The organism is Cellulomonas sp. H30R-01, from assembly GCF_010119915.1.
Taxonomy (GTDB): domain Bacteria; phylum Actinomycetota; class Actinomycetes; order Actinomycetales; family Cellulomonadaceae; genus Cellulomonas; species Cellulomonas algicola.
The window spans coordinates 1,792,426-1,819,425 of the sequence record NZ_CP048210.1 but is presented as its reverse complement, the minus strand read 5'-3'; the positions used below and the strand labels follow the sequence as shown (position 1 = coordinate 1,819,425).

The 27,000-nt window shown below is 73.9% G+C and carries 26 protein-coding genes and 1 pseudogene; 16 read left to right on the top strand and 11 right to left on the bottom strand.

Annotated elements, in window-relative coordinates:
* Nucleotides 1-67 precede the first annotated feature (67 nt).
* The 4 genes from GXP71_RS08070 to GXP71_RS08055 all read left to right on the top strand — a co-directional run bounded on the left by GXP71_RS08070 (nucleotide 68) and on the right by GXP71_RS08055 (nucleotide 4,700).
* Nucleotides 68-1,459 carry a hypothetical protein gene (locus GXP71_RS08070; protein ID WP_162352238.1) on the top strand — a complete coding sequence of 464 codons (1,392 nt, stop codon included), beginning with the start codon at nucleotides 68-70 and terminating at the stop codon, nucleotides 1,457-1,459.
* 103 nt (nucleotides 1,460-1,562) lie between these two features.
* The gene (locus GXP71_RS08065) at nucleotides 1,563-1,853 is read left to right on the top strand and encodes a hypothetical protein (RefSeq protein ID WP_162352237.1); all 291 of its coding nucleotides are present in this window, start codon (nucleotides 1,563-1,565) and stop codon (nucleotides 1,851-1,853) included.
* A 106-nt stretch (nucleotides 1,854-1,959) separates the two neighbouring features.
* The gene (locus GXP71_RS08060) at nucleotides 1,960-2,991 is read left to right on the top strand and encodes a TIGR03885 family FMN-dependent LLM class oxidoreductase (RefSeq protein ID WP_162352236.1); all 1,032 of its coding nucleotides are present in this window, start codon (nucleotides 1,960-1,962) and stop codon (nucleotides 2,989-2,991) included.
* On the top strand, nucleotides 2,988-4,700 hold the full coding sequence (locus tag GXP71_RS08055; protein WP_162352235.1) for an alpha-amylase family protein: 1,713 nt from the start codon (nucleotides 2,988-2,990) through the stop codon (nucleotides 4,698-4,700). The genes GXP71_RS08060 and GXP71_RS08055 overlap by 4 nt, the downstream gene beginning before the upstream one ends.
* A gap of 12 nt (nucleotides 4,701-4,712) precedes the next feature.
* On the opposite strand, the pseudogene GXP71_RS08050 reads toward GXP71_RS08055, so the two are convergent.
* Both GXP71_RS08050 and GXP71_RS08045 read right to left on the bottom strand, forming a co-directional pair.
* A pseudogene (locus GXP71_RS08050) lies at nucleotides 4,713-4,877 on the bottom strand (DUF6766 family protein); the annotation flags it as partial.
* 157 nt (nucleotides 4,878-5,034) lie between these two features.
* A complete protein-coding gene (locus tag GXP71_RS08045; protein ID WP_162352234.1) occupies nucleotides 5,035-6,588 on the bottom strand; it encodes a DUF4173 domain-containing protein in 1,554 nt (517 codons plus the stop codon).
* A 281-nt stretch (nucleotides 6,589-6,869) separates the two neighbouring features.
* Here GXP71_RS08045 and GXP71_RS08040 point away from each other — a divergent pair, with 281 nt between their 5' ends.
* Both GXP71_RS08040 and GXP71_RS08035 read left to right on the top strand, forming a co-directional pair.
* Nucleotides 6,870-7,850 carry an ANTAR domain-containing protein gene (locus GXP71_RS08040; protein ID WP_162352233.1) on the top strand — a complete coding sequence of 327 codons (981 nt, stop codon included), beginning with the start codon at nucleotides 6,870-6,872 and terminating at the stop codon, nucleotides 7,848-7,850.
* A 19-nt stretch (nucleotides 7,851-7,869) separates the two neighbouring features.
* Nucleotides 7,870-9,762: a SpoIIE family protein phosphatase gene (locus GXP71_RS08035; protein ID WP_162352232.1), complete on the top strand. Its 1,893-nt coding sequence runs from the start codon at nucleotides 7,870-7,872 to the stop codon at nucleotides 9,760-9,762.
* A 9-nt stretch (nucleotides 9,763-9,771) separates the two neighbouring features.
* Here GXP71_RS08035 and GXP71_RS08030 read toward each other — a convergent pair whose 3' ends face one another.
* A complete protein-coding gene (locus tag GXP71_RS08030; RefSeq protein WP_162352231.1) occupies nucleotides 9,772-10,005 on the bottom strand; it encodes a hypothetical protein in 234 nt (77 codons plus the stop codon).
* Between the two features lie 38 nt (nucleotides 10,006-10,043).
* Here GXP71_RS08030 and GXP71_RS08025 point away from each other — a divergent pair, with 38 nt between their 5' ends.
* The 4 genes from GXP71_RS08025 to GXP71_RS08010 all read left to right on the top strand — a co-directional run bounded on the left by GXP71_RS08025 (nucleotide 10,044) and on the right by GXP71_RS08010 (nucleotide 13,737).
* Nucleotides 10,044-10,385: a cupin domain-containing protein gene (locus GXP71_RS08025; RefSeq protein WP_162352230.1), complete on the top strand. Its 342-nt coding sequence runs from the start codon at nucleotides 10,044-10,046 to the stop codon at nucleotides 10,383-10,385.
* A 286-nt stretch (nucleotides 10,386-10,671) separates the two neighbouring features.
* Nucleotides 10,672-12,489, top strand: coding sequence for a family 43 glycosylhydrolase (locus tag GXP71_RS08020; RefSeq protein ID WP_162352229.1), 1,818 nt, complete (start codon nucleotides 10,672-10,674; stop codon nucleotides 12,487-12,489).
* Nucleotides 12,490-12,691: 202 nt separating this feature from the next.
* On the top strand, nucleotides 12,692-13,108 hold the full coding sequence (locus GXP71_RS08015) for an ester cyclase (RefSeq protein WP_162352228.1): 417 nt from the start codon (nucleotides 12,692-12,694) through the stop codon (nucleotides 13,106-13,108).
* Between the two features lie 137 nt (nucleotides 13,109-13,245).
* Complete coding sequence (locus GXP71_RS08010; RefSeq protein ID WP_162352227.1) at nucleotides 13,246-13,737, top strand: cupin domain-containing protein; 492 nt, start codon at nucleotides 13,246-13,248, stop codon at nucleotides 13,735-13,737.
* A 227-nt stretch (nucleotides 13,738-13,964) separates the two neighbouring features.
* Here GXP71_RS08010 and GXP71_RS20120 read toward each other — a convergent pair whose 3' ends face one another.
* Together GXP71_RS20120 and GXP71_RS08005 are read right to left on the bottom strand one after the other, a co-directional pair.
* Nucleotides 13,965-14,120, bottom strand: coding sequence for a hypothetical protein (locus GXP71_RS20120; RefSeq protein ID WP_202924346.1), 156 nt, complete (start codon nucleotides 14,118-14,120; stop codon nucleotides 13,965-13,967).
* Between the two features lie 56 nt (nucleotides 14,121-14,176).
* Nucleotides 14,177-14,821: a hypothetical protein gene (locus GXP71_RS08005; RefSeq protein ID WP_162352226.1), complete on the bottom strand. Its 645-nt coding sequence runs from the start codon at nucleotides 14,819-14,821 to the stop codon at nucleotides 14,177-14,179.
* 456 nt (nucleotides 14,822-15,277) lie between these two features.
* Here GXP71_RS08005 and GXP71_RS08000 point away from each other — a divergent pair, with 456 nt between their 5' ends.
* Nucleotides 15,278-15,511, top strand: a complete 234-nt coding sequence (locus GXP71_RS08000) for a hypothetical protein (RefSeq protein WP_225916568.1) — start codon at nucleotides 15,278-15,280, stop codon at nucleotides 15,509-15,511.
* Nucleotides 15,512-15,544: 33 nt separating this feature from the next.
* Here GXP71_RS08000 and glnA read toward each other — a convergent pair whose 3' ends face one another.
* Nucleotides 15,545-16,969, bottom strand: a complete 1,425-nt coding sequence (gene glnA / locus GXP71_RS07995) for a type I glutamate--ammonia ligase (protein WP_124340999.1) — start codon at nucleotides 16,967-16,969, stop codon at nucleotides 15,545-15,547.
* 197 nt (nucleotides 16,970-17,166) lie between these two features.
* Here glnA and GXP71_RS07990 point away from each other — a divergent pair, with 197 nt between their 5' ends.
* Entirely contained in the window at nucleotides 17,167-17,667 is a 501-nt protein-coding gene (locus tag GXP71_RS07990) for an RDD family protein (RefSeq protein WP_238402683.1), read from the top strand.
* A 3-nt stretch (nucleotides 17,668-17,670) separates the two neighbouring features.
* Here the strand turns inward: GXP71_RS07990 and GXP71_RS07985 are convergent, their stop codons facing one another.
* The 3 genes from GXP71_RS07985 to lipA form a co-directional block, all read right to left on the bottom strand.
* The gene (locus GXP71_RS07985) at nucleotides 17,671-18,264 is read right to left on the bottom strand and encodes a bifunctional 2-polyprenyl-6-hydroxyphenol methylase/3-demethylubiquinol 3-O-methyltransferase UbiG (protein ID WP_162352225.1); all 594 of its coding nucleotides are present in this window, start codon (nucleotides 18,262-18,264) and stop codon (nucleotides 17,671-17,673) included.
* 32 nt (nucleotides 18,265-18,296) lie between these two features.
* The gene (locus GXP71_RS07980) at nucleotides 18,297-19,016 is read right to left on the bottom strand and encodes a DUF4191 domain-containing protein (RefSeq protein ID WP_124341001.1); all 720 of its coding nucleotides are present in this window, start codon (nucleotides 19,014-19,016) and stop codon (nucleotides 18,297-18,299) included.
* A gap of 61 nt (nucleotides 19,017-19,077) precedes the next feature.
* Nucleotides 19,078-20,079, bottom strand: a complete 1,002-nt coding sequence (gene lipA / locus GXP71_RS07975) for a lipoyl synthase (protein ID WP_162352224.1) — start codon at nucleotides 20,077-20,079, stop codon at nucleotides 19,078-19,080.
* A 183-nt stretch (nucleotides 20,080-20,262) separates the two neighbouring features.
* Between lipA and GXP71_RS07970 the strand changes: the two genes are divergently transcribed.
* The gene (locus GXP71_RS07970) at nucleotides 20,263-20,763 is read left to right on the top strand and encodes a flavodoxin domain-containing protein (protein WP_162352223.1); all 501 of its coding nucleotides are present in this window, start codon (nucleotides 20,263-20,265) and stop codon (nucleotides 20,761-20,763) included.
* A gap of 4 nt (nucleotides 20,764-20,767) precedes the next feature.
* Here the strand turns inward: GXP71_RS07970 and lipB are convergent, their stop codons facing one another.
* Together lipB and GXP71_RS07960 are read right to left on the bottom strand one after the other, a co-directional pair.
* The gene (gene lipB / locus GXP71_RS07965; RefSeq protein ID WP_162352222.1) at nucleotides 20,768-21,472 is read right to left on the bottom strand and encodes a lipoyl(octanoyl) transferase LipB; all 705 of its coding nucleotides are present in this window, start codon (nucleotides 21,470-21,472) and stop codon (nucleotides 20,768-20,770) included.
* 10 nt (nucleotides 21,473-21,482) lie between these two features.
* Nucleotides 21,483-22,007: a MarR family winged helix-turn-helix transcriptional regulator gene (locus GXP71_RS07960; RefSeq protein WP_235843530.1), complete on the bottom strand. Its 525-nt coding sequence runs from the start codon at nucleotides 22,005-22,007 to the stop codon at nucleotides 21,483-21,485.
* Nucleotides 22,008-22,062: 55 nt separating this feature from the next.
* Between GXP71_RS07960 and GXP71_RS07955 the strand changes: the two genes are divergently transcribed.
* From GXP71_RS07955 to GXP71_RS07945, 3 genes are all read left to right on the top strand, one after another.
* Entirely contained in the window at nucleotides 22,063-24,369 is a 2,307-nt protein-coding gene (locus GXP71_RS07955; RefSeq protein ID WP_238402682.1) for an MMPL family transporter, read from the top strand.
* 10 nt (nucleotides 24,370-24,379) lie between these two features.
* The gene (locus GXP71_RS07950) at nucleotides 24,380-25,423 is read left to right on the top strand and encodes a Gfo/Idh/MocA family protein (RefSeq protein ID WP_162352219.1); all 1,044 of its coding nucleotides are present in this window, start codon (nucleotides 24,380-24,382) and stop codon (nucleotides 25,421-25,423) included.
* A gap of 179 nt (nucleotides 25,424-25,602) precedes the next feature.
* Nucleotides 25,603-26,997: a hypothetical protein gene (locus tag GXP71_RS07945; RefSeq protein ID WP_162352218.1), complete on the top strand. Its 1,395-nt coding sequence runs from the start codon at nucleotides 25,603-25,605 to the stop codon at nucleotides 26,995-26,997.
* Nucleotides 26,998-27,000 lie beyond the last annotated feature (3 nt).

Below are 27,000 nucleotides of genomic sequence, written 5' to 3'. Positions count from 1 at the left end.
CGCGCTGACCTGCGGCGCTGCCATGCTCAGGACCAGCGGGACGAATCGGGCATGTCGAGGAGGGGCGATGGCCGGTCAGGGTGTGCCGCAGGCCGCGGACGGGGACGGGACGGACGAGCTCACGGCGTTGCGGGCGCGGCTCGCAGCGCTCGAGGAGGAGAACGCCCGGCTCCGGGCCGCGCCGCCGTCGTACCCGCCCGACGCGTCGGTCGCACCGGCCGTACCGCGCCGACGGCGACGTCCCGGACGCGTGACCGCCTCGGTCGTGCTCGTCGTGGTCGCGGCGCTGCTCGCCCCCGTGGCCGTGGTGGCCACGTGGGCCCGTGGGCTGGTGACCGACACCGACCGGTACCTCGCGACGGTCGCGCCGCTCGTCGACGAGCCGCAGATCCAGCAGGCGGTGACGAACCGGGTGACGGGGGCGATCGTCGACGCGATCGACCTGGAGCGGCTGGCCGCGGATGCGACGTCGGCGGTCGCCGAGCTCGGGCTGCCGCCGCGGCTCGCGACCGCGGTCGACTCGCTGCAGGGGCCGCTTGTCAGCGCGGCGACGAGCTTCGTGCACCAGGCCGTCGAGCGGCTCGTGACGTCGGACGCCTTCGACGCCGCGTGGACCGAGGCGAACCGCACGGCGCACGAGCAGCTCGTCGCCGTCATGCGGGGCGACCCCGACGCGATCGCGTCGATCAACGCGCAGGGCACGCTCACCGTCGACCTCACGACGGTGATCGAGGCCGTGAAGTCGGCGCTGTCCGAGCGCGGCTTCACGATCGTGGACCGGCTCCCGACGATCAACGCGAGCTTCCCGCTCGTGCAGAGCGCCGACCTGGTGCGGCTGCAGAACGCGTACGGCTGGCTGGACGTGCTCGGCACGTGGCTGCCGTGGGTCGTCGTGCTGCTGCTCGCGGGCGGGGTGCTCCTCGCGCAGCACCGCTCGAGGGCGCTCGTCGTCGCGGGCCTGACGCTCGCGGGCGCGATGCTGCTGCTCGGCGTCGTGCTGACCGTCGGGCGCACGGTGTACGCCAACGCGCTGCCACCCGCGGTGCAGCGGCCCGACGCGGCGGTCGTCGTCTACGACCAGGTGGTGTCGCTGCTGCGGGTCGCGCTGCGGTCGGGCCTCGTGCTGGGACTGGTCGTCGCGGTGGTCGCCTTCGTGTCCGGACGCAGCGCCGCGGCGGTGGGTCTGCGCTCGTCGTGGACGCGGTCGGTGGCGTGGCTGCGCGGCGCGGGGGAGCGGCGGGGTGTGACGACGGGGCCGGTCGGGGTGTGGCTCGACGAGCAGCGCACGTTCGTGCGCGTGGTCATCGCGTCGGGTGCGGCGCTGGCGATCGCGCTCGGCATGCCGCTGACGCCCGGGTACGTGCTCGGCGTCGCGATCGCCGCGGTCGTCCTGCTCGCGCTGACGACGGTCCTGGCGCGCCCGCGGGCCGCCGAGGTGCCTGCGGCCGCCGACGTGTGACGAGCGCGACGTCCGAATCGCCCGCCGCGAGCCTTTCGTCCCATGAATGCGGCAAGCGCTGTCCGTAGGATGGAAGCGTTCCCATCCACGGAAGGACCCCGCCATGAACCTCACCTTCCTCGCCGCTGTCGGCGCCGGTGTGACCGGTCACCCGACCGCCGGGCTCGTCGCGCTCCAGGCCGCGACGCACGGCGACCTCACCGCTGAGCGCCCTGCGCGCACGCCCCGACGCGGGCTGCCCTGGCGCCGTCGCACGGCCGCCGCCACGCCCGCGCCGACCACGACCGTCGTCACGCTCGGCCCGCTCCCGACGGCCGCCGCCAACCGGCCCGTCCGCGAGAACGGCGTCGTGCCCGCGCCCGTCGCCGCGTCCGCCGGAGCCGGCTCCCGCTGACGCCGGCGGCGCGGGCCGACCGTCGGGCCGCGTGTCGCCCGGCGAGCCGCGCACCCGCGGCCGCTCGCCGCGCGGGACGCCGCCCCAGCCGGTAGGAACGGTCACCATGACCGTCGTCGGCTTCCACCACTCGCACGAGCAGATCCACCCGCGCGCGCTCCTCGAGGCCGCCCGGCACGCCCAGGACGTCGGCTTCGACGCGGGCATGTGCTCCGACCACTGGGCGCCCTGGAGCGCCACCCAGGGCCACTCCGGCTACGCGTGGACGTGGCTCGGGGCCGCGCTCGCGACCACCGACCTCCCGTTCGGTGTCGTCAACGCGCCGGGCCAGCGGTACCACCCCGCGGTGGTCGCACAGGCGGTCGCGACGCTCGGCGCGATGTTCCCGGGGCGCTTCTGGGTCGCGCTCGGCTCGGGCGAGAACGTCAACGAGCACATCACGGGCGACCGCTGGCCCTCGAAGGCCGAGCGCGACGCGCGGCTGCGCGAGTGCGTCGACGTGATCCGCGCGCTGCTCGACGGCGAGGAGGTCACGCACGACGGCCTCGTGCGCGTCGACCGCGCGCGCCTGTGGACGCTTCCCGCGGAGCGCCCGCTGCTGATCGGCCCCGCGGTCACCCCGGCGACCGCCGCCCGGCACGCGGACTGGGCCGACGGGCTCGTCACCGTCAACCAGGACCCGGCGGTGCTGCGCGAGGTCGTCGACGCGTACCGCTCGGCCGGTGGGCGCGGCACGATCGCGCTCCAGGTGCACGTCGCGTGGGCGCCCGACGAAGACGCCGCGTTCGCGCTCGCGCGCGAGCAGTGGACCGCCAACGTCGTCGGCCCGCCCGTCGCGTGGGACCTCGACACCCCCGAGTCGTTCGACGCGCTCGTCCCCAATCTGACCGACGACCTGGTCCGGCGCTCGGTGCTCGTCGAGCACGACCCGGCCCGGCTGCGCGACCGCGTCGCCGCGCTCGTCGCGCTCGGCTTCGACGCCGTGTACCTGCACCAGGTCGCGACGGACGAGAAGCCCGGCCACGACAAGCACCCCGCGGCCGAGCCGACGTCCACGCCCGCCGACAGGAACCTGCGCGCGTTCCTCGACATGGCGGGCGAGCACCTCGTCCCGCAGCTGCGGGAGGTGACCGCGTGAGGATCCGCGACACCGGCGACCTGTGGTGGAAGAACGCGGTCGTCTACTGCCTCGACGTCGAGACGTACATGGACTGGAACGACGACGGCGTCGGCGACCTGCCGGGTCTGGTGCAGCGCATCGACCACCTCGCCGACCTCGGCGTGACGTGCCTGTGGCTCATGCCCTTCTACCCGACGGCCGACCGCGACGACGGCTACGACATCATCGACTTCTTCGGTGTCGACCCGCGGCTGGGCGACGCCGGCGACCTGGTCGAGCTCATCCGCACAGCGCGCGACCGCGGCATCCGCGTCATCGCCGACCTCGTCGTCAACCACACGAGCGACCGGCACCCGTGGTTCCGCTCGGCGCGCAGCAGCGTCGACTCGCCGTTCCGCGACTTCTACGTGTGGAGCGCGACGAAGCCGCCGGACACCTCGGACCAGGTCGTGTTCCCCGACCAGGAGACGGGCATCTGGACGCTCGACGAGAAGACCGGCGAGTACTACCGGCACCGGTTCTACCGGCACCAGCCGGACCTCAACACCGCCAACCCCCGGGTCCGCGACGCGATCGCCAAGGTCGTCGGCTACTGGGCGGAGGTCGGGCTGTCCGGTTTCCGCGTCGACGCCGTGCCGTTCTTCCTGGCCGACGCCGCGAAGGGCAAGGGTGACGACATCGAGCACCCGCACGACTTCCTGAAGTCGCTGCGCGCGTTCCTCACGCGGCGCACGGGCGACGCGATCCTCATGGGCGAGGTCAACCTGCCCTACGAGCAGCAGCGGCAGTTCTTCGGGGACGACGACGGCGACGGGCTCGCCGACGGCGACGAGCTCACGCTGCAGTTCGACTTCGTCCTCATGCAGCAGCTCTACCTGGCGCTGGCGCGCCGCGACGCCGCACCGGTCGCGACGACGCTGGCCTCGCGACCGCCGATCCCGCGCGACGCCCAGTGGGCGACGTTCGTGCGCAACCACGACGAGCTGACGCTCGACAAGCTGTCCGACGACGAGCGTGCCGAGGTGTTCGAGGCGTTCGGTCCCGACCCCGACATGCAGCTCTACGGCCGCGGCCTGCGGCGCCGGCTGCCCACGATGCTCGACGGCGACCCGCGCCGCGTGCGCATGGTGTACTCGCTGCTCTTCTCGCTACCGGGCACGCCCGTGCTGTTCTACGGCGAGGAGATCGGCATGGGGGAGAACCTCGCCGCCGAGGGCCGGATGGCGGTCCGCACGCCCATGCAGTGGACGTCCGAGCGCAACGGCGGCTTCTCCCGGGCGCGCGCGTCGCGGCTGAGCGGACCCGTCGTCGAGGGCGGGTACGGGCCCGAGCACGTCAACGTCGCCGACCAGCGGCGCGACCCCGGGTCGCTGCTCACGTTCGTCCAGACGCTCGTGCGCCGGTACCGCGAGAGCCCCGAGCTCGGCTGGGCGACCGAGGTCGAGATCCTCGACCAGCCGCACGCCGCCGTCCTCGCGCACCGCTGCACGTGGCAGGACGGGTCGACGGTCGCCCTCCACAACCTGGGCGACGAGGCCGTCGAGGTCCCGCTCGACCTTCCCGACTGCGTCCCGGACGACGACGGCGGCCCGGCGGTGCGGCTCGTCGACCTGCTGCACGCGCAGGAGTGGACGTGCGACGACCGTGGCCGCGTCACCGTGCCGCTCGACGCGTACGGGTACCGGTGGCTGCGCGTCGTGCGGGAGGACAGCCGCCGCCTGCTGTGAGGCGGGCGGCCGTCAGCCCTCGACGCCGATCGCGTCGTGCGACGCCCCGACCGGCTTCGACTCCGGCGACCCGCGCTCGCGCAGGTAGATCGACAGCACGACCATCGACAGCACCGCGAGGAACTCGGACTGCCAGTTCTGCAGGGCCCGGTTCCAGAAGTCCGGGAGCGTCAGGTGCTCGACCACGCCGTCCCGCACCTGCGCGGGTGACGAGCATGCCGCCGCGGCGACGACGACGAGGGCGACGACCGCGCCGGCCGAACCACGTCTGCTGACCCCGGACCGATGCTCGCCCGCGCTGCGCGGTCGGCACGTCAGGCGCTCGCGCGCACCCTCACCACCTCACGTCGACGCCGTCGCACGATGCGGGAGGCCACGACGTGGGCACCGCCCGCTCGTCGACGACGGACGCGGCCCGGGCGCGCCCGAGGTTCCAGCCGAAGCCGCTCTCCGCCTCGCGCAGCGACATGCCGTCCAGCACGCACGAGCGCAGCGGCTCGTCGAGCGCGTCGACCGCGGGCACCGCGTCGGCCGACAGGCCCTGCAGGTAGCGGATGTCGAGGGGCACGTCGAGGTCCGCGCTCGTGTTGTGCCGCACGATCTGCGCGTCCGGGTCGACCGCCGCGAGCACGAGGACGGCCGCGCCCACGACCCCGAGCACCGCCGTCGGCAGCCAGCCGGCCCGCCACCGCACCCCCGCGAGGAGGACCAGCACGAGCACCGCGCCCATGACGGCCTCGGCGAGCGCCACCCACAGGCGCAGCCGCGTGAGCCCGAACGCGTCGACGTACAGGTTCATGCGCACGAGCGCCGACGCCACGACCCCGAGCGTCCCCACGCACAGCACGCCGAGCCCGGCGCGGACGACCGCCCGCTCGCTGCTGGTCGCCCGCGGCGCGTGCCGTGCGGCGACGGCGACGACGACGAGCGTGAGCGCCGTCGCGACGACGAGCTGCGCGAACCCCTGCCGTGCGTACTGCGCGTACGTGAGGCCCGCGGTCTCGAGCACGTGCCGGTGACCCCCGGCGAGCGCGGTCGCCTGCACCGTCACGAACGCGACCACCACGAGGTCGAGCGCGACGACCGGGATCGCCCACTCGACGACGCCCGCGGGCCGCCGGGGGCCGGGCCGCAGCGTCGACCAGCCCGGCGGGTGCGCCGCGAGCTGCGCGTTCGCCGCGGCCGCGACCGCCACCAGGAGCGCCACGACGACCTGCTCGGGCAGCGCACCGAGGTCGAACCGTGGCAGCAGGCTCGCGAACACGCGGTCCGCGCTCGCGAACAGCGCACCGAAGACCACGACGACGACCGCGGCGAGCGCGACGGCGCGACCCACGCGCAGCACCTGCTGACGCCGTGACCCGACCGCGTCGCCTGCGCCGTGCCGCAGCCACGGCAGCGCGCGCACGACCCCGGCCAGCCAGCTCAGCGGCGCCGCCACCACCGCGGGCGTCGCGCGCGCCCCCGTGAGCGCCGCCGTGGCCGCCCACGCGGCCGTCAGCACGCACAGCGCGACCACCCACGGCGCGTCCCGCACCGCGACGACGCCGACCAGCAGCACCGACAGCACCGCGAAGGCCGCGTCGACGAGCGACCGACGACGCACGAGGGCGGGCACCGCCGCCGCCCACGCCACCAGCCCGCCGAGCGCCACGCCCAGCCCGGGCTGGTGACCGACGACCATCACGGCGACCGCGACGCCCACCCCGGCCACGACGGCGAGCACGGGCAGCGGCGCCGCGCCCCGCCCGTCCCAGCGGAACGCCGACAGCGCCCGCCCGAACGGTCCCGGCGGCGGTGGCGGACCCAGGAGCGGGCCGAGCGGACCCGGGCAGACCGCGGACGAGGGAGGTGCGGGCGGAGTCTGGGAGGCGGCTGTGCCGGTCATGTGCGTCACGCTAGGACCGCGCCGTCGCCGTGTGGACCTCGTCACGGCGAAGGGGTCGTGCACGTCCCGTGCACTCCCGTGGAGGTTCGTGACCTCGACCTTCACCACGGTTCGGCGGTCGGACGGCGCGGTCGGCAGGGGCCGCGGTCCGCCACCGCGCGCGGGTCCGACGGGTCCGCACTAACCTCGACCGGTGGACGGCCGAAGACCGTCCGCCGGATCGGGTTGGGAAGTCAGCTCGGAGCTCTTGCCGGCGGCCGCTGAGGCCGCGTGGAGGTGCCGTGCACAGCCAGGACGAGGCTCAGGTCGGCCAGTACCAGTTCTCCGCCGGTGGTGACCGTTGGCGATGGTCCGACGGGATGTTCGAGATCCACGGCATGGAGGCGGGCGAGGTCGTGCCCACGCGCGACCTCTTCCTGCGGCACGTGCGCCCCGACCACCGCGACCGCGTCGCCGCGGCCCTCGACGCGTGCGAGCGAGACGGCACGCCCCTCGGCGAGCACTACGTGCTGGTCGACCTGGCCGGCGAGGAGCGTACGGTGACCCTCAGCGGGGGCCGTGAGGACACCGCCGACGGCCCGACCGTGAGCGGCTTCCTCGTGGACGTGAGCGTGAGCCAGCGCGTCGCCGTCGCGGACGCCGTCAACGTCCAGCTCCACCAGGCGCTCGAGTCGCACGCCGTGATCGACCAGGCCAAGGGCGTCCTCATGCTCGTGTACGGCATCGACGGCGACGCCGCGTTCGAGCTGCTGCGGTGGAGCTCCCAGCAGCGCAACGTGCGCCTGCTCGCGCTCGCGGAGCGCCTCGTCGCCGCGGTCGAGAGCGCGGGCGGGCTCGCGCCGACGTCGCGCGCCAAGCTCGACGAGCTGTTCTTCCAGTCGCTCGGCGAGGAGGCGTCCGCGGTCCCCGCGACGTCGCCGGCGCAGGGCCTCATCGTGTCGTCCCGCGTCGTCGGCGGCGTCCCCGTCGTCGCTGCGCGCGGACCCGTCGACCTCGCGACGGCGGGCGTGCTGTCCGCCGCGATCGCGGCCGCGTCCGGAGCAGCGCGCCAGGCGGGCCGGCTCGTCGTCGACCTCCGCGAGGCCACGCACGTCGGCTCCGCGGGTGTGTCCGTGCTCGCGTCGCTCGACCGGCGCTCCCGCACCCAGGGCACCCGCCTGCGCGTCCTCGTCGGTCCGGACAGCGCGCTGCTGCTCGCGGCGGGGCACGGGCTCGAGGTCGCGGTCGTCGACCCGGCCGGCACGGTCGGTGCGTTGAGCTGATCGGTGCGACGCTGGGTCCATGACGGACCCGTCGCGGCCCCCGCCCGCCGTCGAGGCGACCCTGCAGGCCTTCGACGGCCTGCCCGTCGCGGTCGCTGCGATCCGGGCCGACGGCGTGGTCGCCGCCGCGAACCGCGCCGCCCAGGAGCTCGGCATCGGGCAGGTCGTCGGGCGACAGGCCGCGGACACCCTGACGGACGTCGTCGGTCGGCGGATGATGCCGCGGCTCGAGCTCGCGCTCCAGAGCCGACGCGGGCTGGCACCCGAGGAGATGCTGCTCGAGGTCGGCGACGACCACCGCGACGTCTGGGTGCGGCTGTCCCTCGCGCCGTGGCTCGACGACGCCGGCGAGTACCAGGGCATGATCGTGACCGCCGAGGACGTCACCGGGGCCGTCGAGCGACGCCTCGCCGAGGAGGCCCGCGTCGCGGGCGTCGAGGAGCGGTACGAGGTCGCCCGCGACGTCATCATCGCGCTCCAGGGCGCGCTCCTGCCGTCGTCGGTGCCGATCCTCCCGCGTGTCGACGTCGCCGCGACCTACCTGGTGGCGGGCCGGGAGCAGGCGGCGGGCGGCGACTGGTTCGACGCCGCGGTCGCCCCCGACGGGCGTGTGGCCCTCACCGTGGGCGACGTGGTGGGTCACGGTGTCGCGGCGTCGGCGGCGATGAGCCAGATGCGCGCGATCCTCGCGTCGCGGCTGCTCGACGGCGTCCCCGTCCACGCCGCGCTGGCCTCGCTCGACCGGTACGCCCGCGTCGCGACCGACGCGTTCGCGACGTCGGTGTGCGTCGTGCTGCTCGACCCCGAGACCGGCGTGCTCGAGTACGCCACCCGTGGGCACCCCGCGCCCCTGGTCGTCGGGCCCGCGAGCTCGCGCTGGCTCCCGTCCACCGGCGGGGGGCCTCTCGGCATCGACGACGACACGGACGTCGGCACGGACCGGCTCGCCGAGGACGAGGCGCTGCTGCTCTTCACCGACGGGCTCGTCGAGGTCGTCGGCCGCCCGCTCGACGAGCGCATGCAGCAGGTCGTGTCCGCCGCCGAGCACGCCGTCCGCGGCGCCGTCATCGGCCGCTACGCCGGCAGGACGGTCGCCGAGCGGCTGTGCCTGCACGTGCCGTGGGCGCTCGACGAGGGCTTCGTCGACGACGTCACGGTCCTCGCCGTCGCACGCCGCGCCGCGCCGGCCGACCTGGCCCTCGACCTGCCCGCCGACGCCGAGCGGCTCGCCGACGTGCGCGGCGAGGTCGACGCGTGGGCGCGCACCGTCGGGCTCGAGGCCCGTGAGCGCGCCGCTCTGGTGCTCGCCGCGAGCGAGGCCGCCACCAACAGCATCGAGCACGCCTACGCGGGCGTGACACCCGGCCGCATCCGCGTGGACGCGCGCCTGCGCCGCACCACGGTCACGCTCGGCGTCGAGGACGACGGCCTGTGGCGCCCGCCCGCACCCGACCCGGGCGACCGGGGCCGTGGCCTCAGCATGGTTGCGTCGAGCGGCGCGCGGCTCGCGGTCGACACCGGGGAGTCCGGGACGCGCGTCGAGTTCGAGCTCGACGCCCGACGCAGGGCTCCCGTCGGGTCACCCGTCGTCGGCCCCACCGCGGTCCTCACGGGCGGTCCGGAGGTCGCGGTGGGGGACGACGGCGTCATCCGCGTCGGGGGCGTGCTCGACACGGAGTCGGCTGCCGCGCTCGTCGACGCGGAGGTCCGGTCGCGCTCACGCGGCGGGATCGTGCCCGTGACGGTCGAGATCGCACCCACGGCGTTCCTCGGCAGCGCCGCGGTGCGCGCGATCGAGCGTTACGTCCGGGGTGCCGACCCGGCCGCGCGGCACGTCGAGGTCGTGGTGCACGGCGGGAGTGCCGCGGCGCAGACGCTCGCCGTCGTGGGGACGCCCGTCGTCACCCGGTGAGGTCGTGCGTCAGTCGTTCAGCCAGCGGATGACGACCTGGCCGAACGTCGACACGACGGCGAGCTGCGAGGTGGCGCGGCAGCTCTCGCACGTCACGGTGTGGTTGGTCCACGACACGTTGGGGTCCGTGTCCGTCGACGTGACGGCGATCGACGGCGAGGTGCAGCGGGGACACCGCAGACGCGCCTGCTCGTCGATGACGGGGGTCGCGCCCGGCATCGTCGCCGGTGATGAGTGGCTCACGGGTCCTCCGGTGGTGCGTGGTGCGTGGTGCGAAAGACATGCACCTCCCAGAAAACCACGACAACCGGCGATCCGCGGAATTCGTCCGGTCCTCGGCTGCCGACCTCACCTACGAGCCCGGTCAGTTCTCGGGGTGGCACTCGCACCCGGGCATCGTCGTGGCCGTGGTCACGTCGGGGACGGTCGAGCGTCAGACGGTGACGAGGCGGGGGCGGTGCGTGACGGAGGAGTTCGGCGTCGGCGAGTCGTTCACCGAGGTCGGCCCGCACTTCGTCCGGAACGCCGGGGACGTTCCCGCGGTCCTGTCGGTCACGCGGATCTACCCGACGTCCGCGACCCAGGGGCGCATCGACGAGCCGGCACCCGCCGCATGCAGCTGAGCCCTCCCCGAGGGTGCGGTCGGCGAAACGATTACGGCGGAATGTGAGCGATAACATCCAGCCGTCGCGCGGAGCGAGGACGCCCTGAGCCGGACATCCCGGTGCGCGACGAGGGCGGCGACCGCGAGCCGGAACCCGGCGGGGACCGGCCTCCCGCCTGAGAACCGACCGCACGCCCGACGTGGCGCACCTCGTCCACGCAGCCGTCGGCCGGCGACGGACGCAGCGGCGCCCGACCGGCGCCGGTCCGCGACAGCACCCCGCTCGTGACACTCGAGGAGCCACGTTGGAACAGCCATCAGCACGCCCGCACAGGAGGCGGCTCCGGTCAGCCGTCGCGTTGCTCGCCGCGGCGGTCTGCGCCGTCACCCTGCTCCCTGCTCCGGCGCAGGCGGACAACCCGATCGTCCAGCACATCTACACCGCCGACCCTGCACCCCTGGTGCACGACGGCCGCGTCTACCTCTACACCGGGCACGACGAGGACGGCTCGTCGTACTTCACGATGCGCGACTGGCGCGTCTTCTCGTCCGCCGACATGGTCAACTGGACGGACCACGGCTCACCGATGTCGCTCGCGACGTTCGCCTGGGCCGACGCCGACGCGTGGGCTGGTCAGGTCGTCCCGCGCAACGGGAAGTTCTACTGGTACGTCCCGGTCCGGCAGCGCTCGACGGGGCAGCGCGTCATCGGGGTCGGCGTCGCCGACAGCCCGACGGGCCCGTTCCGCGACGCCATCGGCCGTCCGCTCGTCGGCAACGGTGAGATCGACCCGACCGTGATGATCGACGACGACGGGCAGGCGTACCTCTACTGGGGCAACCCGCGCCTCTGGTACGTCCGGCTCAACGCGGACATGATCTCGTACTCGGGCAGCCCGACCCAGATCCCGCTCACCACCGCCGGCTTCGGCACCCGGACGGGCGACGCGAACCGGCCGACCCTCTTCGAGGAGGGGCCCTGGGTCTACAAGCGCGGCGGGACCTACTACAACGTGTTCGCGGCCCGGTGCTGCTCCGAGTTCATCGGCTACTCGACCGCGCCCGGGCCGACCGGTCCGTGGACCTACCGCGGGACCGTCATGCCGACGCAGGGCAGCAGCTTCACGAACCACCCCGGCGTCATCGACTTCAACGGCGGCTCGTACTTCTTCTACCACAACGGTGCTCTGCCGGGCGGTGGCGGCTACACCCGCTCGGTCGCGGTCGAGAAGTTCACCTACAACGCCGACGGCAGCATCCCGACGATCACCATGACGACCGCGGGTGCACCCCAGATCGGCACCCTCGACCCGTACGTGCGGCAGGAGGCCGAGACGATCGCCTGGGGATCCGGGATCGAGACGGAACCCTCGAGCGCGGGCGGGATGAACGTCGGGTGGATCGAGAACGGCGACCACGTCAAGGTCAAGGGCGTCGCGTTCGGCACAGGAGCGACCTCCTTCTCCGCGCGGGTCGCGTCCGCCACGAGCGGCGGGCGCATCGAGGTGCGGCTGGACGGCACGGGCGGACCGCTCGTCGGGACCTGCACCGTCGGCGGCACCGGCGGGTGGCAGAGCTGGACGACCACCACCTGCCCGGTCACCGGCGCGACCGGGACGCACGACCTGTACCTGCGGTTCGCCGGCGGCAGCGGCAACCTGTTCAACGTCGACTGGTGGCAGTTCACCGGAGGCACGACGCCCACGCCGACGGCGTACCGGGTGACGAACCGGAACAGCGGGCAGGTCGTCGACGTGCAGCAGGGGAGTCTCGCCGACCTCGCGGTCGTCGGGCAGTGGCCCAGCACCGGCGCGGCGTGGCAGCAGTGGCGCTTCGTCGACGCCGGCAGCGGCAACGTGCGGCTGCAGAGCGTCCACAGCGGCAAGTGCCTCGACGTGACCGGTGCGTCCACGGCCGACGGCGCGGCGGTCATCCAGTACACGTGCCACGACCGGAACAACCAGGTCTTCACCTGGCGCTCGACCGGTGACGGCTACAGCCAGCTCGTGAACGCCAGCAGCGGCAAGTGCCTCGGCGTGGTCAACGGTTCCACGACCGCAGGCGCCGCGCTGGAGCAGCGGACGTGCAGCTCCGCGACGAGCATGCAGTGGTCACGCTCCTGAGCCCCCGCACCACGAGGCCGCGGGGGCGGCGGTCCAGTCCGCCGCCTCCGGGCTGTCTCGAGGTCGGTCGTCGCTCGACGGTCACACGGGCCGTCGTCCGCTCCTGCACCGCGTCGGCGGGCTCGTCGAAGGCACGCCTGTTCCCGAACCGCCGGCCGCGAGTAGCGTCCTGCGCATCGGCTCCGGGAGAGAGGGGGCGGACATGTCCGAGGACGGGCACCCGGGCGCCGCGCGGACGCGGCAGGTCGTGCAGCGCTATCTGGACTCCGACCACGGCGACACGAGCGCGATGGCGCCCGACGTGGTCTTCCGGCTGATGGCGACAGGGGACGAGTACCGGACGCCGGAGGGCGTCCAGGGGCTGCTCGACTTCTTCTACCACCAGGCGTTCGACGCCACGGCCGAGCGGACCCGGCTCGTCGTGGACGACGGCACGGCCGTCTTCGAGGGGTACGTCGTCGGCCGGCACACCGGCGAGTTCGCCGGGGTCGCGGCGACGGGCAAGCAGGTGCGGATCCCGCTCGCCGTCGTGTACGACGTCCGGGACGGGGCGATCGTCGAGGGCCGCGTCTACGTCGAGATCCCCGCCTTCCTCGCCCAGGTGGGCGCGGGAGCCTAGGTCGTGCCGCTGCCGTCGAGCGGCGGACACGCAACGACCGGGCGCCGCTCCCGGACCAGCGAGGGCGACGGCGCACGCGCGCCGCTCATGGCGCGGCGCGGCGCCTCCCGGTCGACCACGACGAACGGAGGATCCCCATGAACGGCAGGAAGCTCACCGTCGCCGCCCTCGCCACCGTGCTGCTGTGCGGCGTCTACGTCTCGTCCGCGAGCGCGACCCCGCCCTCCGTCCCGCCGCCCACCGCGAGCGGCACGTCCACCGGTGTGCTCGACGGGACCGACCGGCACGTGTTCGTCGCCGCGCAGGACCGGGTCGCGCTGACGGCGGCGGTGCCGACGACGGTGTCGACGTTCGACCTCACCTACCAGCCGGGGCAGTTCTCCGGATGGCACTCGCACCCGGGGATCGTCGTCGCCGTCGTCGCCTCGGGCACGGTCGAGCGCTTGACGGTCACGAAGCGCGGCACGTGCAGGGCAGAGGAGTTCGGGGGCGGCGAGTCGTTCACCGAGGTCGGTCCGCACCTCGTCCGCAACACGGGCGACATCCCGGCGGTCCTGTCGATCACGCGCATCTACCCGACGTCGGCGACCCAGGGGCGGATCGACGAGCCCGAGCCGGCCTGCCGCTGAACACTGTGCGCCTCGCCGCATCGACGCCTGGCGCGGAAGCGGCTCACGCGACGGCACCCCCGGCGCTACGGGGGCGACGGGGGTGCCGGTACCGCGAGAGTCAGGCGGATCACCCCAAAAAGGGCTCGACCGACGTCGCGTGTACCTGCGCAACGACCTCGACGAGTTCGCTCGAGCCCGAACTGACCGGGCGACGGATCGTTGACCGAACGATGGGGGAAGTGCCGTCAGCCCATCTGGACGCAGTGCTGGCAGCGGCGGTAGTCGTTCGTGCCGCTGCGCTTGTTCCTGGCGGGGATCTGCTGGCCCGAGGGGCAGTTGTCATGGTCGTGGTAGACGTCGGGGTCCGTCGGATCGATCGAGTGGTACGGAGCGACCTTCATTTCACTCGGCCTCCTTGCCGATGCTCGGTTCTGATGCTCGGGGTTGGGGCATTGACCTATTGAGCGGCGACGAAGACCGCGTCGTTGACGACGTTCGAGACCACCCACGTGCCGCCGGGGATGACCTGCGTCGGCGCGGACACGCACACATTGCCGGTGACCGTCGCGGAGTCGAAGACAGGGTTGACGGACATCCAGTCGTTGGGAATGACGCCGCAGTAGTCGGCTTCGTTCGAGCCGTAGGAGATGCCGTCGGTTCCCACAAACGCCACTGTGAGGGAGTACTGCGCAGAGAACCCCCCGTCGGTGGTCGAACCGTCGTCCGCGGCCTGTTTCTGGATCGTCGGCCAATCGATGGCAACTGACAGCGGAAACATGATGTAGCTCCGCCCGTCAGCAGGGGGCGTGTTGAACTGGTTCTCCGCCTGCACCGTCGGCCACGCATCGAATGTGGTGGCGCCGCCAGACACGGTGAAGGCGCTCTCGTCGCTGATCTTGCGAGATTCACCAGGGGTGAGCGGGTTGGCCCGACTGCCGCGTGCCGCCTCGACCACGGGAGTCGCCGTCTCAATCGGAGACTCTTCTGGCTCCGGACTTTGGGAGGTTGGGGCGGGCGTCACAGGCAGATCGCCCTTACCCCCGGAACAGCCGGCGACGCCGACTACGGCGAGCAGAATCCCGAGCGTCGCGAACCGTCTCACGTCGTCGTCCCCCTGCGTTCACAAGGCAATCAGTGGGACCGATCGTCCCGCTTTGTGCCGGTGTCCGGGAGGCGCGCAAAGGGTGAAGTGCAGGCCAGGGGCGGGTGAAACGTCTGTCCGCCGCGAAAGTTCCAGACTCAGGCAAGTCCCCGGCCGCAGCGCCTCTTCGGCTGGCAAGCCCTCGGGGAGGGGGTGGAGGCCAGGGAGCCGACGACAGCTAGTTTGGTGCGTACATACCCGCGTACTGCGCGTTGAAGTCCGCGATCGACGCGCCTACGTCGCCGCCGTGTGAGGGACGCGGTCGGCGCGTGTAGACCCGGAAGACGCCGACGCTCGGCAGGGCTGCGCCCGCCATGGACAGGATCACGATGAGCCACTTCGCGAGAGACGACGGGAGGAGCCGGAGGTGGCGCAAACCGCCGCGCGGGAACGTCAACACCCTGGAGGTGTAGGCGCCTGCGCAAGACGTACACGACCATGCTCGGCGACGCCGGGGTGCCGCTGCGGGTGATCGACTACGTGACCGGGCACGAGTCGTCCGGCCTGACGCTCGGCATCTACAGCGCGGTGACGGACGTCGGTCTGGAGCAGGCCCGTACGGCGACGCAGGACGCCCTCGCAGCGGTGGGAGCAGCCACCGCCACGAGGGCGTCGTGGACAAGCGGACTTGTCCAATCCATGTCCACCTGACGGCGGAAATGGCGTCTGACCTGCAGGTACGACTTAAACGTCGAAGTAGAGCTCGAACTCGTGCGGGTGCGGCCGCAGACGGATCGGGTCCACCTCGGCGGAGCGCTTGTAGTCGATCCACGTCGAGATGAGGTCCGGCGTGAAGACGTTGCCGGCGGTCAGCCAGTCGTGGTCGGCCTCGAGGTTGTCGAGCACCTCGCCGAGCGAGCCCGGCACCTGCTGGATGAGGGCGTGCTCCTCGGGGGGCAGCTCGTAGAGGTCCTTGTCGACCGGCTCCGGCGGCTCGATGCGGTTCTGGATGCCGTCGAGGCCGGCCATGAGCATGGCCGCGAACGCGAGGTACGGGTTCGACGACGGGTCCGGCACGCGGAACTCGATGCGCTTGGCCTTCGGGTTCGAGCCCGTGACCGGGATTCGGATGCACGCGGAGCGGTTGCGGGCCGAGTAGACCAGGTTGACCGGCGCCTCGAAGCCCGGGACCAGGCGGTGGTAGGAGTTCACCGTCGGGTTCGTGAAGGCGAGCAGCGCGGGCGCGTGCTTGAGCAGGCCGCCGATGTACCAGCGCGCCATGTCGGACAGGCCGCCGTAGCCCTTCTCGTCGAAGAACAGCGGCTGGCCGTCCTTCCACAGGGACTGGTGCACGTGCATGCCCGAGCCGTTGTCGCCGAAGAGCGGCTTCGGCATGAAGGTCGCGGTCTTGCCGGCCTCGTGCGCGACGTTCTTCACGACGTACTTGAACAGCTGCACCTTGTCGGCCGACTTGGCGAGCGTGTCGAAGCGGTAGTTGATCTCGGCCTGGCCGGCGGTGCCGACCTCGTGGTGCGCGCGCTCGACCTCGAGGCCGAGGGCGTCCAGCTGCAGCGAGATCTTGTCGCGCAGGTCGGCGAAGTGGTCGACCGGCGGGACGGGGAAGTAGCCGCCCTTGTAGGGCGTCTTGTGGCCGAGGTTGCCGCCCTCCTCCTTGCGACCGGTGTTCCAGGCGCCCTCGATCGAGTCGATGTAGTAGAACGACGCGTCCTGGCGGGTCTGGAAGCGCACGTCGTCGAAGACGTAGAACTCGGCCTCGGGGGCGAAGAAGGCGGTGTCGGCGATGCCGGTCGACCGCAGGTACGCCTCGGCCTTCGCGGCGACCTGACGCGGGTCGCGGCTGTAGGGCTCGTCGGTGTACGGGTCGACGATGTGGAAGTTGATGTTCAGCGTCTTCTCGACCCGGAAGGGGTCGATGTAGGCGGTCGTGACGTCGGGGATGAGCTTCATGTCCGACTCGTGGATCGCCTGGAAGCCGCGGATCGACGACCCGTCGAACATCTGGCCCTCGGTGAAGAAGTTCGCGTCCACGGAGGCGGCCGGCACGTTGAAGTGCTGCATGACGCCGGGCAGGTCGCAGAACCGGACGTCGATGAACTTGACGTCCTCGCTCTTGATGAAGGCCAGTACTTCCTCTGGCTTGCTGAACATCCGCTGCTCCTCGGTTGTGTGTCCACCCTGGGGTCGGGCTCCGCCGAGGCTATGGCGGGGGAGTTTCTCTGGGGTGTAGCGGTTGTTTCCGCCGTGTTACGTCGGCGTCCCCCGTGTAACGATCGCGCGAACTCCTGGGCGGACGTCCGGGAGCGCGCGTGGGCGTCGCACCGGGGGTGGCGACCTACCCTGGTCGCGTGACCTCACGCGACGACATGGGTTCCTGGCTCGAGGGTGGCTCCCCGGCCGGGACGACGGCCCGCGGTGCGCGGCTCGGCCTGCCGCCGGACGGGCCGGGGGCGTTCGCGTCCCTCGGCCGTCGGGTCGCCGCGCTCGCCGTCGACTGGACGGTGTGCCTGCTCATCGCGGCGACGTTCTTCCCGGTCGAGCGCACGGGCTTCTACCTGACGCGCGGAGCGCCGACGGCGACCCTCCTGATCTTCCTGCTCGAGAACGTGCTGCTCGTCGGGACCGTGGGCTTCACGCTGGGCCACCGCCTGCTCGGCCTGCGCGTGCGCCGTGCCGCCGTGACGCCGCCCGGCGCTGCGCCGGTGGCCGACTCCGGGCGTCCGCCGGGGCTGCTCTCAGGGCTCGTACGCGGCGTGCTGCTGTGCCTCGTGATTCCGGCGGTCGTGTGGGACTCGGACGGTCGCGGCCTGCACGACCGGCTCGCGGGCACGGCGATCGTCCGGCGCTGACCGTCAGGCGGGCGCCTGCCACGTGAGGCTGTAGCGCCAGTACAGGTGCCGCCGCCAGCGGACGCCCGGCAGGATCCGGTGCGCTGCGTCGCGGACCTCGCCGTACCCCTCGCGCGCGTCGGTGACGGCCGCCCCGTGCTCCCACACGCCTCGCGCCCGGTCGACGACGGCGGCGACCGGCACGGCCGCGGCGCTGAGCGCCACGTCGGCGGGGGTGCGTGCCCCCGCCAGGCCGACGACCACGAGCCGTCCGCCGGGTGCGGTGAGGGCCGCCAGCCGGCGCAGCCCGTCCTCGAGCGGCAGGTGGTGGAGCGTCGCGTAGCACGTCACGAGGTCGAAGGCGTCGCCGTCGAGGACCTCGAGCGCGTCGCCGACGACGAACGTGACGCCGCCGTCACCGACCGAGGCCGCGCGTGCGAGCTCGACCTGGACGGCGTCGACGTCGAGCCCCGTGACGCGGGGGACCCCGGCGGACCGCAGCCGGCGGACGAGCAGACCCTCGCCGCAGCCCACGTCGAGCGCGGTGCGCGCCTGCGGGGCGTGCCGCAGCGCGAGCGGGTGGTAGTGCGTGTTGTGGTTCCAGCGGTCGTCGCGCACGGACGGACCGTACCGGGACCGGGCGCGCCGGGTCAGCGCCCGCGCATCCCCTTGCGGTCGGGACGCGCGCGCATCGGGTCGACGCCCTTCGGCACGGGCAGGCGCACGGCGCCGAGCGCGGTGAGCCGCTTGCCGACCTCGGCGACCTCCTGCTTGGTCAGCGAGGGCCGCAGGCGCTGGATGTGCCGCGGCAGCTTCCGCAGCGGCACCTGGCCCTCGTCGTCGCCGACCTGGACCAGCGTGATCGGGGCACCGGAGATGACGCGCGCGGTGCGCTTGCGCTCGGCCTCGAGGAGGCGGGCCAGACGCGGCGCGGGACCGCCCTCGGCGATGAGCACGACGCCCGGACGACCGAGCCCGCGGAACACCATGTCGCGCGTGCGCGGGTCGACGTTGACGGGCTCCTCGGTGAACGTCCAGCCGCGGCGGATGGTGCCGAGCGCAGCGCGCGAGGCGCCGGGCTGGCCGGCGATCCGGGTGTAGGCAGCGGTCTCGGCGCGGCGTGCGAGGACGAACATCGCACCGAGCAGCGCGAACGGGATGCTCAGCAGCAGGACGTACACGATCGAGTCGACCAGGAGGCCGATGACCAGGCCGAGCGCGACGATCCCGACGAACACCGCGAGCAGCAGCCACGTGATGGCCGGGTCGCTCTGCCGGGTCATCTGGTACGCCTGCCACAGCTGGTGGTACCAGCGGGTCTTGCGGACCTTCCCGGCGGCCGGGGGAGTGGCGTTCGTGTCGCGGGCCATGGGGTCGGAGTCTACCGATCTCGCGGGCACCACCGGACATCGTCCGGCGGCGCGAAGAGCGTCAGCGCGCGAGCAGGCTCGCGGCCTCCTGGCGGGCGGTCGTCGGCTCACCGAGGTGCGCGAGCGCGGCGGGGATCTCGATCCCGCGGTGCCGCATGGCCTGGCCCCACAGCCGGCCCGCGCGGTACGACGAGCGCACGAGCGGCCCGGACATGACGCCGAGGAAGCCGAGCTCCTGCGCGTGGTCGGACAGCTCGACGAACTCCTCGGGGCGCACCCAGCGGTCGACCGGGTGGTGCCGCAGCGACGGGCGCAGGTACTGCGTGATCGTCACGATGTCGCAGCCCGCGTCGACGAGGTCCTTGAGCGCGGTCTTGACCTCGTCGGTCGTCTCGCCCATGCCGAGGATGAGGTTCGACTTGGTGACCAGGCCGGCCTCGCGCGCCCGGGTGATGACGGACAGCGACCGGTCGTAGCGGAACGCGGGGCGGATCTGCTTGAAGATGCGGGGGACGGTCTCGACGTTGTGCGCGAGCACCTCGGGGCGGGACTCGTTGACCTCGTCGAGCAGCTCGGGGACCGCGTTGAAGTCGGGGATCAGCAGCTCGACGCCCGTGCCGGGGTTGACCGCGTGGATCTGGCGGACCGTCTCCGCGTACAGCCACGCACCGCCGTCGGGCAGGTCGTCGCGCGCCACACCCGTGACCGTCGCGTACTTGAGGCCCATCGCCTGCACCGAGGCGGCCACGCGGCGCGGCTCGTCGGCGTCGAAGTCCGCGGGCTTGCCGGTGTCGATCTGGCAGAAGTCGCAGCGCCGGGTGCACTGGTCGCCGCCGATGAGGAACGTCGCCTCGCGGTCCTCCCAGCACTCGAAGATGTTGGGGCAGCCCGCTTCCTCGCAGACCGTGTGCAGCCCTTCGCGCTTCACGAGGCCCTTGAGCTCGCTGTACTCGGGGCCCATGGTCGCGCGGGTCCGGATCCACTCCGGCTTCTTCTCGATCGGCGTCGCGGCGTTGCGCGCCTCGACGCGGAGCATGCGGCGGCCCTCGGGAGCGATCGTCACGTCGTCAGACTAACCCCGCTCGCGCGTGGCGCGTGGTGGGGGAGTCGCACGTCACAGCCGGTCGGGACCTCGGTCCCGCGCGGTGGTGCCGGACGCGGCGCGACGCTGAGGGCGTCGGCGGCGCGCCCGGGCGACCGGGACCGGCGGGACCCCCCGCGACGCCGGCACGACGAGGGAGGGACGATGAAGATCCTCATGACGGTCGCGTCGCGGCACGGTGCGACGCGCGAGATCGGCGCGGTGGTCGCCGACGTGCTGCGCGAGGCCGGGCACGACGTCGAGGAGGTGACCCCCGACGAGGTCGAGCACGTCGCGGGCTACGACGCCGCGGTCCTCGGGTCGGCGGTCTACGTCGGCCGGCTCGCGGCCTCGCTCCGCGACCTCGTCGAGCGGCAGGGTGCGCACCTGCGGGCGATGCCCGTGTGGCTGTTCTGGTCCGGACCGGTGGGCGACCCGCCGCTGCCGCCGACGCCTCCCGACGACGTCGACGTCGTCGCCCGGCACGTCGGTGCGCGCGAGCCGCGGTGCTTCGTCGGCCGCATCGAGCGCTCCGAGCTCAACCTCAACGAGCGCGCGCTCGTGGCGCTCACGCGTGCGGAGACCGGGGACTTCCGGGACTTCGACGACGTGCGGTCGTGGGCCGCCGAGGTCGTCGCGGAGCTCGCGGCGGTGCGCGCGGGCTGAGGCGTCAGCCGGCGGCCGGCGCCGGTGCGCCGGCGTCGGCGTCGACGGTGGCGGCGAGGAGCGGGGTGAGCGTCGCGACGAGGTGCCCGCGCACGAGCGGCGTGACCTCGTCGATCGTCACGCGGCGGCCGGTCTCGGCCGAGAGCGACGTGACGTCGGCGTCGTCGATGCCGCACGGCACGATGCGGTCGAAGGCGTGCAGGTCGGGCTCGCAGTTGAGCGCGAACCCGTGCATGGTGACGCCGCGGGCGACGCGCACGCCGATCGCGGCGACCTTGCGCTCGCGCCGCGCCGGCCGGTCGTCGTCGCCCGGGTCGGCCGCGAACCAGACGCCGCTGCGTCCGTCGACCCGCACGGCCTCGAGGCCGAGGTCGGCGCACGTGCGGATGAGCGCCTCCTCGAGCGCGCGCACGTAGCGGCCGACGTCGATGGGCTGCGCGAGCCGGACGATGGGGTACCCGACGAGCTGGCCCGGGCCGTGCCACGTGATGCGCCCCCCGCGGTCGACGTCGACCACCGCGGTGCCGTCGGTCGGCCGGTCCCAGCGGGCGGTGCGGCGACCGGCGGTGTAGACGTCCTCGTGCTCGCACAGCAGGACGGTGTCCTCCTGGTCGCCCGCGGAGACGGCCGCGTGCACCTCCCGCTGCAGCGCCCACGTGGGCTCGTAGGGGAGCAGGCGGGTGCCGAGGTCGAGCGCGTCGAACCGCATGCCGGTCAGGCTAACCCCGGGTCGGTGCGGCCGCGTGCGTCGTCCCGTCGTCGGGGGCGTCGTCGGGCCGGGCGACGAGGACCAGCAGCGCGCGCAGCTGCTCGACCTGGGCGGGCGTGAGCCCGCGGGTGACGACCGCCTCGGCCCGGCGGCGGTCGGCGGCGGCGTCGAGCGCCGCGAGGCCCTCGGGGGTCGCGGTGATGACGTGGCGGCGCCGGTCCTCGGCGTGCGGCGCGCGGCGCACGTACCCGGTGCGCTCCATGCGCGCGAGCACCCGGCTCATGGTCTGCTCGGTCACGCCGCACAGGGTCGCGAGCTCGCGCTGCGAGGCGGGCGAGCGGGCGAGGTGGACGAGCACGGGGAGGCTTGCGTGGTTGAGGTCCCAGCCGCCGAGGTGGGCGTTCCACTCGCGCTCGACGCGTCGCGCGGCGGCGGACAGCAGGCGCCCCACGGGCCAGTGGGCGGGGTCGCTCGACGCGGGGTCGAACTGCTCGCCGCCGCCCGTGAGGTCGGGGTCGTCCAGGCCGTCGCGCACCCTCGTCGATCCCTTCGGTTTGCCGTCCGGCGCTTCGCCACCCATGATACTCAGCATGCTGAGTAATCGCCGGGCGACCGTGGTCCGCGCCCTTGCCGTCGCCGTCGCGCTCGTCGCCTGGCTCGCCGTCGGAGCCGTCGGGGGCATGGCCCAGGGCAAGCTCGCACAGGTCCAGGAGAACGACGCGGCAGCCTTCCTGCCGTCGTCCGCCGAGTCCACGCGGGCCGCCGAGGCGAGCCGCGCGTTCGTGGACACGCCGACCCTACCTGCGCTCGTGGTGATGCAGCCCGCCGACGGCGGCGACGTCACCCCGGAGCAGGTCCAGGCGGCGACCGAGTGGGCGAACGGGGTCCCCGACCGCGACGTCCCGGACGGCGACGGCGACACGTGGGCGGACTACCTCGTCGGCGACCCGGTCGTCGTGCCGTCCGAGGACGGTCTCGCGCTGCTCGCGATCTTCTCCGTCGACGCCGACTCCGCCGACGAGCGCATCGGCGAGGACTCCGTCGCGGAGGTGCTCGTCACCGACCTGCGCGCCTCCCTCGAGCAGGACCTCGGCGCGACCGCGACCGACTCCGGCGAGCTCGGGCTGCAGGCCTGGGTCACCGGTCCCGCAGGCTTCGTCGCCGACCTCGTCACCGCGTTCGGCGGGATCGACGGCGTGCTGCTGCTCGTCGCGCTCGGCGCGGTGCTCGTCATCCTCGTGATCGTCTACCGCTCGCCGTTCCTGCCGTTCGTCGTGATCCTCACGGCCGTCTTCGCGCTCTCCCTCGCCGGGCTGGTCGTCTACCAGCTCGCGGCGAACGACGTGCTCGTGCTCAACGGGCAGTCGCAGGGCATCCTCTCGATCCTCGTGGTCGGCGCGAGCGTCGACTACGCGCTGCTCCTGGTCGCGCGCTACCGGGAGGAGCTCCGCCACGCCGAGCACCCGGCGACCGCCATGCGTCGCGCCCTGCGCGCGTGCCTCGAGCCGATCGGCGCGTCGGCCGGCACGGTCGCCGCGGGCGTCCTGTGCCTCCTGCTCTCGGACCTCGGCTCGAACCGCTCGCTCGGACCGGTCGCCGCGATCGGCATCGCGTCGTCGTTCCTCGCCGCCACCACGCTGCTGCCGGCGTTCCTCATCGTGCTCGGCCGGTGGTCGCGCGCCCTGTTCTGGCCGCGCGTGCCGCGCCCGGTCGCCGCGGTCGCCGTCGCCCACGGGCACCACGCGGCGCCCACCGACGACCCCGCCGACGCGTCCGGCGCGTGGGGCCGCCTCGCGCGCTGGGTCGCCCGGCACGCACGGCCGGTGTGGGCCGTCACCGCGGTCGTCCTGGTCGTCGGTGCCGCGTTCCTGCCGACGTTCCGCGCCGGGGGCACCGACCAGGCCGACGTGTTCCTCACCCCGGTCGACGCCGTCGCGGGCCAGGAGGTCCTCGCCGAGCACTTCCCGGCCGGTGCCGTGCAGCCCGTCACCGTCATCACCGCGCAGGACTCCGCCGACGACGTCGCGGCCGCGATCGAGGACGTCGAGGGCGTCGAGAGCGTCGCGCCGTACACGGGCACCGCGGCGGGCGGTCCCGCCGGGACGGGCGAGCCCGTCGTGGTCGACGGGGACGTGCGGCTCGACGTCGTGACGACAGCCCCGTCCGACTCGCAGGAGGCCGTCGCCGTCGCCGCGGACGTGCGGACCGCCGCGCACGAGGTGGACCCGGACGCGCTCGTCGGCGGTGCGGCCGCCGAGACGCTCGACGCGCAGGACGCCGCCCGCCACGACCTGCGGGTCATCGTGCCCGTCGTGCTCCTCGTGATCGGGCTGATCCTCACGCTGCTGCTGCGCTCGGTCGTGGCGGCCGGGCTGCTCCTCGGCGCGAACGTCCTGTCGTTCGCGGCGACGCTCGGTGTCTCGGCGATCCTCTTCAACCACGTCCTGGACTGGCCGCCCGCCGACCCGGCCGTGCCGCTCTACGCGTTCGTGTTCCTCGTCGCGCTCGGCGTCGACTACTCGATCTTCCTCATGACACGCGTGCGGGAGGAGTCGGCACGCGTGGGCACGCGCCCCGGTGTGGTCCGCGGCCTGGCCGTGACCGGCGGCGTCATCACGTCGGCGGGCGTGGTGCTCGCGGTGACGTTCGCGGCGCTCGGCGTCATCCCGCTGCTGTTCCTCGCGCAGCTCGCGGTCATCGTCGCGCTCGGCGTGCTGCTCGACACGACCGTCGTCCGCTCGCTGCTGGTCCCGGCCCTCGTGCACGACCTCGGCGACCGCACCTGGTGGCCGTCGCGGCTGTCGCGACCGCACGCGCCGGGCACGCACCGGACCACTTCGGCGGAGCCCGGTGCGACGGTCGGTGCGGCCGACACCACGGAGTCGGCCCGACCGTAGAGTGGCGCGCATGGACTCGCTGCGCGTCGGTCTGGTCGGCTACGGGGGAGCGGGGCGCGGGATCCACGCGCGCCTGCTGCGGGAGGCGCACCAGCGCGTGACGCACGTCGTCACCCGCCACCGCGCCGCGCAGGTGCACGAGGACTGGCCGGGTGCCGTCGTCGTCCCCGACGTGCCGGCGCTGCTCGCGCACGTCGGCGAGCTCGACCTCGTCGTCGTCGCGAGCCCGACGGGCGACCACGTCGAGCACGTGCTCGCCGCGCTCGCGACCGGCGTGCACGTGCTCGTCGACAAGCCGCTCGCGACCACCACCGCGGAGGCCGAGCGGCTCGTCGACGCCTCGCTGCACGCCGGCGGACGGCTCACCGTGTTCCAGAACCGGCGCTGGGACCCCGAGCAGCTCGCGCTGCGCGGTCTGCTGGAGGCCGGGACGCTCGGTCGCGTGCACCGCTTCGAGCGACGCTGGGAGAGGTTCCGGCCCGTCCCGCAGGACCGCTGGAAGGAGAACGACCCCGACGCCGGCGGGCTGCTGCTGGACCTGGGCGCGCACCTCGTCGACTCCGCGGTGCAGCTCTTCGGCCCGGTCCGGTCGGTGTACGCCGAGCTCGCCGCACGGTCCACGCCTGCGGTCGACGACGTCTTCCTCGCGCTCGTGCACGACGCGCGCAGCGGCGAACCCGGCGTCGTCAGCCACCTGCAGGCCGGTGCCGTCGTCGGGGCGCCCGGACCGCGCACACGCGTGCTCGGGGACGCCGCCGCCTACCTCGTCACCTCGTTCGAGGGCGAGCCGACGCCGTTCGCCGTGCTCGACGACGCCTACGAGGAGGGTCGCCGTCCGGGCGAGCCCGTCCACGAGGGCTGGCTCGTCCGCGGCGCGGAACGCACGCCCGTGCCGGTGCCGGCCGGCGGGCACGTCGACCTCTACCGCGAGGCCGTGCGGTGGGTCGTCGACGGCGGTCCGCCTCCCGTGGACCCCGCCGACGCCGTGCGGACCGCACGCGTGCTCGACGCCGCGCGCACGTCGGCGGCCGAAGGGGTCGTCGTCCGGCTCTGACGCGCGCGGCGGTACGTGCGCCCCGTCGACGGCACGCCTGTCGACTGCACGCCCGTCGATGGCACGCCCGTCGACGGCATCCGAGGCGGCAGCACGTCCTGCCGGGCGCGCCGCGGGCGCAGCCGTGACCTGTGGACGAGCCGCACGCGCGGCGGGCCGTGCACGGTTCGATGCCCGGCATGGAGACGTTCCTCGTGCCCTCCGACGTGCGCGCGCTCGTCGACGGCAGCGCCTTCCGCGTCGTCGGGCCGGCCGGCCCCGACGGCACCGGGTGGCTCGCCGCCGCGACGGACGGCTCCGGCCGCCACCTCGAGGTCCACGTCGTGGCCACCGTGCTCGACGACCTCACCGCGGCGCGCGTCGAGCGGCTCCGGCACGTCCGGCACGACCACCTCCCCGTGCTGCACGACGTGGTCGAGATCGGCCCGGGCCGCACCGCGCTCGTCGTCGAGCACCTCGCGGGGCCGACCCTCGCCGAGCTCCGGTCGCAGCGTGCGCCGCTGTCCGACGGCGAGGCCGCGACGGTCGCCATCCCGGTCGCCACCGCGCTCGCGGCGCTGCACGACGCGGGCCTCGCCCACGGCGGCGTGAGCCCCGCGACGGTCGTCGTGCGGCCATGCGGGCGGCCCGCGCTCGTCGACCTGCGGGGCGTGCTCGCCGGGAGCGGGACGCCGGACGGCGACGTCCGCCGCCTCGTCGCGTCGGTGCTCGCCCAGGTCCCCGACGCCGACGTGCACCTGCTCGCCGGACCGCACGACGGCTCGCTCCGGGACGCGCTCGAGGACCTCCTCACGAGCGGCGACGTCAGCGCGGCCCGCCTGGTCGACCGCTGCTTCGCGGTCGTCACGCCCGAGCCGGTCCGCGTCCCGGACGCCGGTGCACGCGCGGCGCTCGACCTCGCACGCACGGGGGCGTCGGCCGCGGCCGACCTCCGCCGGCCTCGGCGGGCGCCCCGTCGCGCACCTCGTGCGCTCGTCGTCGGCGTGGTCGCCACCGGGGTGGTCGTCGTGGGCGGCCTCGCGCTCGGGGCGGCCGGGCTGCTGTCGTCCGCCGGGGACGAGAGAGCGGCCGGTGCGCCACCCGCCGCGTCGTCGGCGGCCTCGGCCCGCACGGCACCGCCCTCCGAGACGGAGGTCGACGCTCAGGGTGTGGCCGACGGGGCGGGCGAACCAGCGCGCACGACCGACGTGGCCGAGGCCGCCGCCGAGCTCACGCAGCTCCGCGCTCAGCTCGTCGCCGCTGGCGACGCGGCGCGGCTCGTCGACGTCGAGGTCCCCGACGGGCCTGCGCACCGTGCCGACCTGCGGCTCGTCGAGGCCCTCGCGGGGGACCGGGTCGAGGGGCTCGCCGTCGACGTGCAGCAGACGAGCGTCGTCGCGGGCGGGGACTCTGCCGGCGGGCCCACCCCCGGTGCGGAGGCGGCGGTGCGGGTCACGTCCGCGATGTCGGGCTACACGCGCGTCGATGCGACCGGTGCGTCCACGGCCGTGCCGGCCGCGTCGCCACGCACCGTCGTGCTGACGTTGCGCTGGACCGCCGACGGGTGGCGGGTGTGGGACGTCGCCGACGCCTGACGG